Source organism: Pseudoalteromonas sp. GutCa3 (genome assembly GCF_002836155.1).
GTDB lineage: Bacteria > Pseudomonadota > Gammaproteobacteria > Enterobacterales > Alteromonadaceae > Pseudoalteromonas > Pseudoalteromonas arctica.
Window position 1 is genome coordinate 1 of record NZ_PJBK01000070.1, and the last position, 13,586, is coordinate 13,586.

A 13,586-nucleotide genomic window follows, 5' to 3' on the forward strand; every position below is an offset into this window, starting at 1 on the left:
GTTGCGGTGCCTGAAATAGTTGGGGTGGTGTCGTTACTATCAGCCAGTGCATCTATCGTAATCACCGGTGCTGAGGTATCAATAGTACCCGTTGTTACTTCTGTACTTTCGTTACCCGCAGTATCAGTGATTGATACGTCTACACTGTATTCGCCTTCGCTTAATTCATCTAGTACATCAACAGTGAAAGTGCCGTCAGCGAGTACTTCTGTGGTGATGGTTTGTGGGTTACCTGCTTCATCAGTCACGGTAATAGTAACAACGGTGCCTTCTGGCTCGCCCGTTACAGTGCCAGAAATTGTCGGTGTTGTATCGTTACTATCAGCGAGTGCATCAATCGTAATAGTTGGTGCGGTATTATCGATAGTTCCTTGTGCTGAAGTTTCACTTTGGTTACCTGCTTCATCGCTAACGATGGCATTAACGCTAAAGTCACCTTCAACTAACTCATTAATAGCATCAGCTGTCCAGCTACCATCAGCTAGCGTTTGTGTTGTAATTGTTTGTGTATTACCACCAGCATCCGTCAATATTAACGTAACCGTTGTTCCAGCTGGCACATTTTGTACTGAACCTGAAATTGTTGGAGTAGTATCGGCGCTATCTGGGATTACATTAATTGCTATAATTGGAGCTGATAAATCAATTGTTCCAGTACCGGTATCGCTTGCTTCATTACCTGCAGCGTCTGTTACTGTTGCCGTAATTGTAAAGTCGCCTTCAGCAACAGCTTGAGTTGCACCAACTTGCCAAGTTCCATCTTCTGACACAACCGCCGTCAATGTTTGAGACTCACCATTTGCATCAGTAACTAAAACACTAACAAGGCTACCCGGAGCTACATCACTTGTTGTTCCGCTAAATGTAGGCGTTGTATCGTTTGAATCAGCAAAGTCATTTATTGCAACTAAAGGAGGGGTAATATCAACTGTGCCTAATTGTGAATCTTGAGCTGCGTTACCCGCATTATCAGATACATTAGCAGTTACGGTAAAATCCCCCTCGCTTAAAGCAGTTGGAACCTCAATACTCCAAGTACCATCCGCACTTATAGTAGTAACTAACTGTTGCTCTGCTCCTAGACTATCGGTAACAATTAAAGTTACTTCACTGCCCGATGCTAATCCTTGGGTAGAGCCTGTAAGAGTAGGAGTTGTATCGTTTGTATCTGCAATATTGTTGATAGTGACACTTGGTGCAGTTAAATCAACCGTACCTTTAACAGTTGCCGTACTGCTATTGCCTGCAGTATCACTAACACTCGCTGTTACTGTGAAATCACCTTCACTGAGATCTGCAATAATATCCGCTGTATATGTACCATCTGTATTTGTAGTTGTTGTAAGTGTTTGTTCATTACCTTCACTGTCAGTTATTACTAATGTAACTTCGGTCCCTGCAGGTACATCAATTACATTACCGCTTACAGATGGGGTTACATCATTCGTATCCTCAATAGGATTAATCGTGATTGCAGGATCGGTTAAATCAATCTCTCCAGTTTCACTTGCAGAAGCTGTATTACCTGCAGCATCAGTCACTGTTGCAATTACACTAAACTGACCTTCAACCAATTCATTACTTGCCTCAACAGACCAACTTCCGTCAGCACCTGTAACTACTTGCACGGTTTCTGCTACGCCATCGCTTCCTGTAAATGTAACGGTTACTAACGCACCAGGTTCTACGTCTTGGGTAGAGCCGCTAATTGTTGGTGTTGTATCGTTAGTATCAATAATAAAATTAATGCTTACAGTTAAATCAACATTACCTACTGCACTTGCTTGCGCTTCATTGCCCGAGTCATCTATAACCGCTGCAACTACAGTAAAGTCGCCCTCAGGCAGAGGAGTTGTTACTTGTGCAGTCCACGAACCATCTGCTTGCGTCACTGCTAGTAATGTAAATGTACTGCCATCGCTTGCCGTAATAGTTAAAGTAATGGTAGTACCTGCAGGCACATTACCGGTGTTACCACTTAAAAATGGAGTGGTATCGTTAGTATTAGCAATTGCATCGATTTGAATTGAAATAGGAGCAAACGTTATTTCGCCGTTTGTTTGCGCAGTAGCCTCATTACCCGCAGCATCGGTTACTGACGCAGTTGCTGTAAACTCACCACCTGGCAAGATGTCATTAGCATCAACACTCCATGTACCATCTTCATTTAATAAAGTAGTTAAAGTTTGTACGCTACCGTTTATATCGGTTACTAATACTGTAATTACAGAGCCCGCTGGAGCGTCTTCTACCCTACCTACAAATGTTGGTGTAGTATCGTTAGTATCAGCAATTGCAGTAACGGTAATATCTGGATTTGTTAAATCAACAACACCTTGGTTATTTGCTTGGGCTTGATTACCTGCAGCATCGCTTACACTTGCATCAACCTCAAACTGCCCTTCAGCCAATGGCGTAGTTACGTCAATAGACCAATCACCATCAGCGTTAGTTTGGGTTAATAATGTTTGAGTTTGACCATTAAAATCGGTAATAACCACACTAATAATAGAGCCAGCAGGTACATCTTGCGCGTTACCTGTAATAGTTGGCGTGGTGTCTTGAGTGTCGTTAATATTATTAATTTGTACCGTAGGCGCCGTTAAATCAACTACTCCTGAATCACTTGCTAATGCTAAGTTTCCTACACTGTCGCTTACTTGTGCATCAACAGTAAAATCACCTTCAGTTAAAGGAGTCCCAACTTCTACACTCCAGCTTCCATCGGCTTGAGTAACCGCTGTTAATGTTTGTATTTGTCCTGCACTATCTGTAACAGTAATTGTTACTTGCGTGCCTTCAGGAACACCATTTGTTGTTCCAACAAGTGGTGGTGTTGCGTTATTTGTTTCATCAGTTACATTTACTGTGATTACCGGAGCAGTTAAATCTACATTAGCTAAAGCTTGGTCTACAGCTTGATTTCCAGCGGCATCAATCGCCACTGCGCTTACGTTAAACTCTCCTTCAGATAAAGGTGAGGTAGTAGTAATAACCCAATTTCCTAGCGCATCAACCTGAGTAACAATTGTTTGTACCGTACCTGCACTATCCGTTAACGTGACTGACACATTATCCCCAGTATTCAACCCAGATACAGTCCCTGTTACTGTCACTGTTTGCGAAGCAGAATCGGAAACAGGATCAATCGCAATAAGCGGAGGTGTTGTATCAATTTCTATAGAAATAGTGTCGTTTATAGGGTTGCCAACAGGATCTGTTGCTTCAACAACAACGGTCACAGGGCCATCCGCAACTGGAGTCGGTAGGGTTATTTCAAAGGTACCATCAGGGCCAATCACAACACTAACTACTTGAGAATTTCCATCAACATCAGTTACCGTTACATTAACCGTTTCGCCAATTAAGTTTTCACTCGTACCGGTAATTGTTGGTTGTGATGAATTAGTAACGCCCAGCTCATTAAGTGAAATAGAAGCCGAAGTTGCGTCAGGCACAATACCATCAGAGGTATCTCTTAAATTAAAAGCTTCAGTAGCGCTTTGATCAAAAGAAGAATCAAAAGTAACACTACTAGGATCAACACTTTCAGAAATTCGGGTTAACTGTACAAACGAACTACCTCCATCTGCACCAGCTGCATTACCGCCACCAGCGGCTGTTGCCTCTAAATTATCTAAAATGTCCCCATCACCCTCTAATGCATCTAAAAAATCTGTTACATCTGAATTAGCCGCCGTTGATGAGTCTTGCTCTGTACCTAAGTCTAAGCTTGCGATTGCTTCATCTAAACTTTCATCAAAAACAGTTGTTTCGCTAGAGTCTCTTGCTTCTTTCGCTAATAGGTCTGGTGTTATTTTTACCTTTTGATTTGCGGGTATAGATAAGGTTTCACCTTGCACATCTATTTGTAACGACGACTTAATAGCAGTAACAACTAAATCACCTACGGTAATAATGTCACCAACGTTTAACGCTCTTATTGATCCATCATCCAACACAACACCCGCCGAACCCTGAATATCAATAACTACAAGTTGATTTGCTTCCATTTAGGTACCCTCAAACTTTTTAAAATAACAATCTAATAAATTAAAGGTAGAACAAAAAAAGCACATAGATACTGGACTCAAGTACAGGTTTAGAAGAAAAATTCAAAAATAAAAAATCAACAAAAAAGTGGTAGAAATTTTTTTTTATGCTACCTAAAAAGATTACTTGCAAAATTAGCACTCCTTTACTAAATATTTAAAAGAGTATTTTCGGTCTTAACAGGATCTAAGAGGAAGAAATGATTATAAAAAACACTTTTAAAAAGCATCAAGGGACTATGTTAATCGGATTAGCGATTACAGCCATAACTTTATCAAACTACGTGCATGCAAACGAACAATCAGCAATGCCACTTACATATGTCTCAAGTAAAGCGATTGAAAACAATCCTGAAGTACAAGAAGCATGGCATGCTTTTAAATCTTCTATTTATGGAGTGGATGCTGCCCGTTCAGGTTATTTACCAAGTGTTGATGTATCAGCAAGTGCAGGATATGAAAGAAGAAATTACGGTATTGAAGAAGAATATAACCGTAATACAGCCGAATTAAGCGTTACTCAAATGCTTTATGACGGTTTTAGAACATCTAATACAGTTGACCGTTTTAAACGTATTCAACTTATTAGGTACTTTGAGCTTATTTCTCAAACAGAACAAACAGCACTTGAAGCCTCGATTGCACTACTTGACGTACAAAAATTCAAAGAGTTAGTACAACTTGCAGAAGCTAATTTACAAGAGCACGAGTCTGTATACCAACAAATAGAGCAAAGCGTAAGCGCCGGTGTAGCGCGCGCAGCAGACCTAGAACAAATTAGTGGCCGTTTATCTCTAGCGCAATCTAATGTATTAACGGAGTACTCAAATTTACATGATGTAAGCGCTCGCTACCTAAGAGTTGTAGGTGAGCTACCTATGAACGATATAAAGCAAGCTGACCTTGATGAAAACAATATACCAATTTCGGTTAACCAAGCGCTAGACGTCGCCTACAAAAACAGCCCTTCATTTTATGCCTCTTTGTATAATATTGAAGCGCAAAAAGCGAACGCCAAAGCACAAAAAGCGGCCTTTCATCCTAACGTAGATTTATCTGCCCGCTACGGTAGCCAAGATAGAGATGAGCTTGGTCAAAATGAAACCAGAACAGAAGCGCGAGTCGGCATAGATATTAGTTATAACTTGTATAACGGTGGTCTTGATAGCGCTAATTTAGAACAAGCTTATCAAGATATAAACATTGCAAAATATCAACGAGATCAAGCCTGTATTGATATTCGTCAAAGTCTGCAAATTGCCTACTACAACGTAACTATACTAGAGCAAAAGTTGCCAGCGCTTAATCAACACCGCGAATCATCAACTAAAGTTAAAATTGCATATAAAGATCAATTTGATATAGGCCAACGAACTCTACTAGACGTACTTGATGCCGAAAACGAATCGTTCCAATCAACACGTTCATACATAGTTGCGCTTTACGACCGCCAATCGGCTATTTTAACTATGCTAAAAGAAATGGGGAAATTATTGCCAGCACTTGACGTAATGTCAGGTAAATACCCTACATTAAAAGAGCTAACTGACGATCCTATTGTGCATAACGCACAAAATATTTGTCCGAGTTACGATGTAGCAACCACCTTTAGCCGCAAGGCATTTCTACAAAAAAAAGCGAAGCAAGATAATGCCTACATGAGTGTAACCGCTATGCCAAGGTACTTAGATATACCGTTAGAAACCGACACTACACCAAGTAGCTTTTTAGATGATGATGGTGACGGCGTACCAAACGAGCAAGACACTTGTCCGAGTACACCACTGTCAACTAATGTTGATTTATCTGGCTGTACAATTTATAGCGCATCAACCTCGAATATAGAGATTGGTATCCCTTTTTCTGCTGACTCAAGCGATGTAAGGTCTCAATATATTCAAGAAATTAGTCGGCTTGCAGATTTTTTAAAAGAAAACCCAAATAAGCAGGTTGAAATACAAGGTCATGCTTCTCTAGATGGAGATCGAACATATAACCGCAAACTATCTGAAAAACGTGCGTTTGCCGTTGCTGAAATTCTAATTAAACAATTCGATATAAAACCAAAACGTGTTAAATCGTTCGGGTACGGTATTGATCAACCTCGAGTAAACGAAATATCAGTAAGAGCAAATGCTGCGAATCGACGTATCGAAGCTGTAATTACTGATAGCTAAGTCAATTAACGTTATGTAAATAACTAGGGTCTGTTAATCTTTGCGGATTAAAATTTGTTCAAACTAGGGGCTGTTTAATCGCGGCGCGAGATTTGTAACCTAGTGGGCTAAGTAAAAACCGAGCAACAAAGAGTAAATAGCCCCTAGGAAGAACCCTTTGGGCAGCGCCTGTTTGGCATTAATGCTACGTTATCGCCCATTTATGGGGAATAACCACACTGCATAGGCTCTGCCTTGCCTAAATACCAAACAGACTGCTGCAAATTTAACCTTGAAAGATCAACAGACCCTAAACTCGGCTTGAAATATTTAAGCTAAATTTATTTCTCGAGTTTAGGTTTAGTAGTAACAACCGCATGCAGTTCTACATAACATTGGATGGTTTATGGAATTAAACGATGTACTTGATCATGGTGGCATACTCGTTGACTGCCTAGCAGTTTTATGTCGCCATCATGATAAAGAGTTTTCAAAAGAAGCACTATTAAATGGACTTCCTCTAACTGATGGAAATCTTACTCCATCAGGTTTTTCGCGCGCAGCTAAGCGCATTGGCTTTAAATCAAAAGTAGTTAATAAGCCACTACAAAAAATTAATACAGCACTGCTACCTGCCATCTTAATTTTAAAAGACAATCAAGCCTGTGTTATTAATTCTATTGATTACGATAAGCAGTTGGTGAGTGTAATTTACCCAGAGCTTACCGAATCAGTTATCGAACAAAGCATTGATGAATTAGCAGGCAACAGTGTTGGTTTAATTATTTATGCACAACCAGAATTTGCATTTGATGAGCGAACACCTGTACTTGAAAAACTATCAAAAGACGGATGGTTTTGGGGAGTAATTAAAGAGTGCCGCTCACTTTATAAAGACGTAATCATCTCAGCTATTGCGTTGGGCTTTTTGTCGGTTGCCATGCCTTTATTTGTAATGAATGTATATGACCGCGTAGTGCCTAACCATGCAACAGAAACCCTTTGGGTACTTGCTATTGGTATTTTGATAGCACTCACTGCTGACTTTGTTTTACGCTTAGTAAGAGGCTATTTTGTAGAGCTTGCTGCAAGCAGAATAGATGTAAAAGTATCGGCTGTAATTATGGAGCGGGTATTAGGTATGAAACTAAAAAACCGTCCATCATCAGCTGGCTCCTTTGCTAGCAATATTCAATCATTTGAAGCTGTACGTAACTTTTTTAGCTCCATAACGCTTGTCGCATTAGTCGACTTACCATTCGTAGTTTTATATTTAATTGTTATCGCCATTATTGGCGTACCTCTAAGTTTACCCATTATAGCGGGCGCACTTATATTATTAGCTTACGCTATAGCCGCACACCGCAAACTTGAAGCCCTTTCAGAGCAAACAATGAAAGCAAGCTCAATGCGAAATGCAGTATTAGTAGAAAGTTTAACCAACATTGAAGATGTAAAAAGCTTTCACTCAGAGTGTAAAACACAATCTGTATGGGAAAAGTCGACCATTTACATTGCGCAAGTAAACGCACAAAGCCGACTCGTTTCTAGCTCTATATCAAATACAGCATCGTGGATACAGCAATGTGTAGGCGTGATAATAATGATAATAGGCGTACACCTAGTTATTGAAGGTGAGCTAACTCAAGGCGGATTAATTGCAGCCTACCTATTATCATCTCGTGCTATGGGCCCTATTGGGCAGTCAGCCGCTGTTTTAGCGCAGTATCATCATGCCGCAATAGCAATGCAATCACTAAATGAGATTATGGAAAAAGAGGTCGAGCGCCCACCTGGTAAGCATTGGTTAAGCCACCCTATTTTAAAGGGCGATATAGAATTTAAAGATGTATGTTTTAAATACTCTGACGAATCTCATAATGCACTCAACGGCGTTAGTTTTAAAATTAAAGCTGGTGAAAAAGTTGCAATTTTAGGACGTAATGGCTCAGGTAAAAGTACATTAGAAAAGCTTATTTTAGGGCTATATGAACCCTGTTCAGGAGCAATTTTGATGGACAATAACGATATACATCAAATTGACCCTGCAGAGCTTCGCCATAATATTGGTTATGTACCGCAAACCGTTGCCCTGTTTTATGGGACCTTAAAAGACAACCTTACGATAAGCGCTTGGCATGCCAAAGACGAGCAAATTATTGAAGCCTGTGAGCGAAGCCAATTATTTGATTTAATTAATTCGCACCCAGACGGATTTGATCTACAAGTAGGCGAGCAAGGCCGCCAATTATCAGGAGGACAACGCCAAGCAGTAGGTATGGCAAGAGCCATAATTAATGACCCACCAATACTATTACTAGATGAGCCAACTTCATCGCTAGATCACAATAGTGAAAGTAAAATTATTAACAATTTAAAAAATTATTCTAAAGATAAAACCCTAATTGTAGTGACTCACCGCTCATCATTACTCGAGCTTGTTGACCGTATTATAGTTTTAGATAACGGAAAAGTAGTTGCTGATGGACCAAAACAAAAAGTAATTGCGGCGTTAAATAATAAAACCGTGGAGCAAGCCTCATGAGTGATAACAATAAACCACTTGAACAACGCTCTTTTGAATCTGTTAGCAAAGCAATAGAAGCAAGAAAACAAGGTAAGCCATCCGTATTTAATAAACTATTTAAAGGATGGATTTCACCGCCAAATACTCAAGACTGGGTAGTAGATGCACAGTGGGAAAAAATGCAGCAGGAACCAGCAAGCGCTAGGTTACTACTTTATCTAATTTGTTTAACGTTTATATGCCTTATTGTGTGGTCTGGCTTTGCTAATTTGGATGAAGTTGCTCGTGGCGAGGGCCGTGTTATTCCCTCTAATAAATTACAGCTTATTCAATCTTATGACGGCGGTATGGTCGAAAAAATAAATGTCCGAGAAGGCCAAATAGTAAACGAGGGGGATGTACTCATTAAAATAGACCCTACCCGCTTTATTTCTAGCTTTAGAGAAAATCAATCCAAGGTTGAATCGTTAAGTGCAAAAGTTGCGAGGCTCAGAGCGCTCACTCAAAAAAAGGAGCTCGTATTTAACGAAGATGTTATAAAAAATGCACCTCAGGTGGTTCAACACGAACGCTCTCTTTATTTGAGTAACAGTCAAGAGTTGGAGCAACAGGTAAGTATACACAAACGCCAACTAGAGCAGCGACACCAAGATTATATTGAAGCAAAAGCGGCACTTCAGCAGCATACAAGTGCGCTGCGCTTAACAAACAGGGAGCTTAAAGTGACCCGTCCATTGTTACGCACCGGTGCCATTTCGGATATAGATATTATTCGTTTAGAGCGTCAAATAGTTGATTTAAACGGCGAGATAAACAGAACCAAGGCAGTTATAAATAGGAGTCTTTCGGCCATTAACGAAGCTAAAAATAAGGTAACCGAAGTTGAGCTCGTTATGATTAACCGCTGGAACAATGAACTCTCCGAAGCGCTACTGCGACTAGATTCAATTAAAGAAACTGAATCTGGCTTAGCCGATAAAGTAACTCAAACTGAAATACGCTCTCCTGTTAAAGGCACTGTACAACGATTATTAGTTAATACTGTTGGCGGTATTTTACAGCCAGGTAGTGATGTTATGGAAATTGTCCCGCTTGACGATCAACTTGTAGTAGAGGCAAAAATCCCGCCTAAAGACATTGCATTTTTACGCCCTGGGCAATCTGCAATGATAAAATTTAGTGCCTACGACTTTGCCGTATATGGTGGCCTTGAAGCCGAAGTATTACATATAAGTGCCGATACAATTACGGATGACCGCGAAAACACCTTTTATTTAGTGCAACTAAAAACCACCAAAAATAATTTTTCAAAAGAGCTGACTATTATTCCAGGAATGACCACTCAAGTGGATATTATTACCGGTAAAAAAACCGTACTTGAGTATATTTTAAAACCGGTTCTTAGAGCTACATCGCAAGCAATGACAGAGCGTTAAAACATTTTATAAATGGAGAAGTAATGCGCCAAAGTATTTTTATTACACAGCCTGAATTTGAATCGAAACACTGGCATACAGCGTTTCCTGGTTGTTTAATATGCACAAAAGAACCACACAGAGTCACGGCATCAAGTATTATTTGGGTTTTGGCCGGCACACCTAATTGGCTTGAGCTTGTTAAAAAGTATTCTCAGCAACGTTTACTGGTTATTGTTATGACCAACGAACTAGAAATAAATCAACTAAGAAGTGCGCTTGAAGCAGGAGCTAGGGGGTACGTAGAAGCACTCGCTACTAAAGTAATTATTGAACAAGTACTTGAGACAATTTGTACTGGCGGAATATGGTTACCAGGGCAATTACTATCTAACTTAGTAGGTGCTTTATCAAATACACCGTTTAAATATGCGAGCACATGCGAGCTTGATGTACTCACAAAGCGAGAACGTCAAGTAGTTGATATTGTTGTAACAGGTGCAACTAATAAGCAAGCTGCAGAATCTTTAAATATTACAGAACGCACAATTAAAGAGCATATGAGCTCTATATTTAATAAGCTAAAAGTTCGCGACCGTATTCAATTAATGTTAGTTGTAAAAGGGCATTAACCGCACCGTTAATGCCTATTACTTACTCTTTAATAACCCCATCAAAACCTAAGTTAATAAGCGTATCTATATCATCTTGGCTTGTTACACCTTGAGCCACCACTTTAATGCCAATAGAATGCGCTAACGTGCACACTCCTCGCAGAAATGTTTGGTTATCTTGGCTGTAACTAATATTGTGTCCGTAAACACTATCAACCTTAATCATTTCAAGACCAAATTCCTGAATTTTATTAATTTTAGTAAATTCAGGGCCCACACGTTTTAATGCTACCTTAGCGCCCATACATCGAGCCTGCTCACAAAAATCTTTAAATATCTCAATTTCGCTAACGGCAATACTTTCACGAATATCAAAACAAATTTTAGAGGCTAAATCAGGAAACGCCGAAAGGTACGTAAGAATCGAAGCAAGTGCAGCATCATCAAGTAGCGTTTGAGCAGATAATTCAACCGAAATCAGTTCACTTGGTGGCTCAATACTATAATGAGCCACCAACGCCTTAATTAAACCCCAATCTAAACGCGCTAATAACTTTAATCGGTTAGCCCACTGGTAGTAGTAACTAGCACGGTATACTTGCCCACCAAGCTCTAGGCTCAACCCTAATTGATTTTGCATTACCTGCCCTGTAAAGCTAGTTACTGGGTAAGTATTTATTTCTAAATTATTATTGTTGAGTGCCTCTTCTATGGCATTTTTCCAGCTAGTTGCATTATCAAACAGCTCACTTTCTTGCTTGATCTGAGCTACTTTTGCTTGTACATCAGATTGTTTACCCGATGATTTTAAAAGTTCATCCGCACGCTTTAATACATCAAATCGCGTGTCGTCTTTTTGAATATAAGTACAGCTGTGAGGTATCGCTAGCTTAACGTTTTTATACTCTTCAACAAACGATTGATGCATCAATAAAATACGTTCACTGATTGCTCGAATATCATCAATATCACTAAATAAAACGGTAAAATCGCTGTGAGAAATACGTGCAATGTAATTTTCAGAAAAGTGTTCTTGGTTGCTTTCTAAGAAGCTAACCAACATCTGTGAAAATCGACGTAGAAAGTTAACCATTTCTACTCGTCCCACTTCCTCACTTACGCGATCGAGGTTAACAACCCTAAATAAAAACAAGGCACCATGGGCATGATCTTTTGATTTTTGTAAGTGAGCCTCAAGTGTTGCACCAAAGTATTCTCTATTTGCTAAACCAGTTAGCTCATCGTGTTGCGATTTAAATCTAAGCTCTTCTAAACGTTTATTATCTTCTTTAATAATACGGCTAAAACGGGCAGATAATTGGTTCATAGACTGCACTAAACGTGCAAACTCAAAAGTGCGCGGAACGCTCGATTTAATAAAACGTTTTTCACCAAATGCATTAGCCTGATACACAACATCATCTAGTGGTTTTAATATCCTACTTAAAAAGTAAGCACTAACTATACAAGCAAAAAAAGCGACAATTAAAAAACTAAAAAATAGTTTAAGCGCACTTTCCCATAAGGCTTGCTCAGCATATTGACTATGGCTTTCTATAAACAAAGTACCAAACTGCTGCCAACCATCATTTACTTGCCCAACCCCTGGCTGTACATTTAATCCATACATTGCCTTAAACCACTGCGGAGCCGTCGCTTTAAGTTCATCGGTAAACGTGCGTTTAACAATCACCTCACCATTAGGGTTTTGTAGTTCTATTCGCTTATAGTGACCGGTATCAAATGTGGCCGATACTAATAACTCAAGCTCAACGGGGTCTTTGTCTAATTGGCTGATCATTAACGCGAGTGAACTGGCGTTATCTACATTTTTTAAGTACAGCTGGGTCGAAAAATAACTTTTAGCCGAATTAGTGCTAATTAAAACACTACTTATAAAGCCTACAAAAATAACAATTAATAATGCAACCCACAGCTCTTGCCTGAGTGTTATTTTTCGTTTTTTAAGATACTTAGATAAGGAAAATGATGCCATTACCACATAACTCCTTCTTTGGTTGTCTGCTCCAAAATTTTACGCCAGCGTGAAAGTCTTGCTGTTGGGCTGGCTACACTTTTGGTTGAATTATTAGCCCATAAACCTTGGCTGTTAAAGCTAAAAACAGGGCTTAAATCTACACGTTTTGCAGCAGGTAAAACCTTTGTTATTAAACTGTCTAAAATAAGTGGCTGAGCGTTTGGTGTAACAAAATAACCTAACACCATATGTGCTTGCGTTTTGTTAGTGCCCGCAATTTTTGCTTTTACATAAATAAGGCGTAACTTGTCGTCACTCACCCCTAGGGCTCTCAAGCTTATATACTTTGCTATTGCGTAATCTTCACAATCACCTAGGCCTCTGCCTAACGTTTCTAAAGGGGTTGCCCAATAATCGTTTTGTTTCCATAGCAAAATATCAGTTTGGTAGCGTAAATTACGCGCAAAAAAATCATTAACAATAAGAATTTGTTGTTGCTCTGGTTTGTTTTGAGTTTGTACCAACATACTTTGCCAGTTACGTGCAACCGCCGCTCGCGCAGGTCCATATTTTTGACCCATCAGCTCAATAAAGGTATTAAATTGAATAGTTAGTCGGCTTGCAAGCACACCACTAGAGAGTACAAAAAACAGTAATAGGTAGCGCAAATTGGCTTTGCACCATATAAATAATTTAGGATTTAAATAAGTTGGCTTAAACGCCATTTACAGAGCCACTGTTAATATAAGTGGCAATAAAATACATCTGTTGAGCACTACGCAATCTGCTTAAAAATTAATCCTAACAACAGCATAGCACTCAATATAAGAGGATGAGATATTTT

Annotated in this window: 7 protein-coding genes; 4 read left to right on the forward strand and 3 right to left on the reverse strand. The window is 39.5% G+C overall.

The annotated features are described in order from the left end of the window. The coding region (locus CXF64_RS12010) for a beta strand repeat-containing protein (protein WP_157823667.1) at positions 1–4,013 on the reverse strand (4,013 nt) is incomplete at its 3' end. Between the two features lie 239 nt (positions 4,014–4,252). On the opposite strand from CXF64_RS12010, the gene CXF64_RS12015 reads away from it, so the two are divergent. From CXF64_RS12015 to CXF64_RS12030, 4 genes are all read left to right on the forward strand, one after another. Beyond that, positions 4,253–6,229, forward strand: a complete 1,977-nt coding sequence (locus CXF64_RS12015) for a TolC family outer membrane protein (protein ID WP_101217118.1) — start codon at positions 4,253–4,255, stop codon at positions 6,227–6,229. Between the two features lie 385 nt (positions 6,230–6,614). After that, on the forward strand, positions 6,615–8,753 hold the full coding sequence (locus CXF64_RS12020) for a type I secretion system permease/ATPase (RefSeq protein WP_101217119.1): 2,139 nt from the start codon (positions 6,615–6,617) through the stop codon (positions 8,751–8,753). Next, a complete protein-coding gene (locus CXF64_RS12025; protein WP_101217120.1) occupies positions 8,750–10,171 on the forward strand; it encodes an HlyD family type I secretion periplasmic adaptor subunit in 1,422 nt (473 codons plus the stop codon). The genes CXF64_RS12020 and CXF64_RS12025 overlap by 4 nt, the downstream gene beginning before the upstream one ends. 23 nt (positions 10,172–10,194) lie before the next feature. Further along, a complete protein-coding gene (locus CXF64_RS12030; RefSeq protein ID WP_007583159.1) occupies positions 10,195–10,782 on the forward strand; it encodes a response regulator transcription factor in 588 nt (195 codons plus the stop codon). A gap of 22 nt (positions 10,783–10,804) precedes the next feature. Here the strand turns inward: CXF64_RS12030 and CXF64_RS12035 are convergent, their stop codons facing one another. Together CXF64_RS12035 and CXF64_RS12040 are read right to left on the reverse strand one after the other, a co-directional pair. Continuing rightward, positions 10,805–12,760, reverse strand: a complete 1,956-nt coding sequence (locus tag CXF64_RS12035; protein ID WP_101217121.1) for a bifunctional diguanylate cyclase/phosphodiesterase — start codon at positions 12,758–12,760, stop codon at positions 10,805–10,807. After that, positions 12,760–13,467: a transglutaminase-like cysteine peptidase gene (locus CXF64_RS12040; protein WP_101217122.1), complete on the reverse strand. Its 708-nt coding sequence runs from the start codon at positions 13,465–13,467 to the stop codon at positions 12,760–12,762. The genes CXF64_RS12035 and CXF64_RS12040 overlap by 1 nt, the downstream gene beginning before the upstream one ends. Positions 13,468–13,586: the final 119 nt, after the last annotated feature.

Excerpts from the sequence above, each read along its gene's own strand:
- CXF64_RS12015 (WP_101217118.1), top strand. The coding sequence starts at position 4,253 with ATGATTATAAAAAACACTTTTAAAAAGCATCAAGGGACTATGTTAATC.
- CXF64_RS12020 (WP_101217119.1), top strand. The coding sequence starts at position 6,615 with ATGGAATTAAACGATGTACTTGATCATGGTGGCATACTCGTTGACTGC.
- CXF64_RS12025 (WP_101217120.1), top strand. The coding sequence starts at position 8,750 with ATGAGTGATAACAATAAACCACTTGAACAACGCTCTTTTGAATCTGTT.
- CXF64_RS12030 (WP_007583159.1), top strand. The coding sequence starts at position 10,195 with ATGCGCCAAAGTATTTTTATTACACAGCCTGAATTTGAATCGAAACAC.
- CXF64_RS12035 (WP_101217121.1), bottom strand. The coding sequence starts at position 12,760 with ATGGCATCATTTTCCTTATCTAAGTATCTTAAAAAACGAAAAATAACA.
- CXF64_RS12040 (WP_101217122.1), bottom strand. The coding sequence starts at position 13,467 with ATGGCGTTTAAGCCAACTTATTTAAATCCTAAATTATTTATATGGTGC.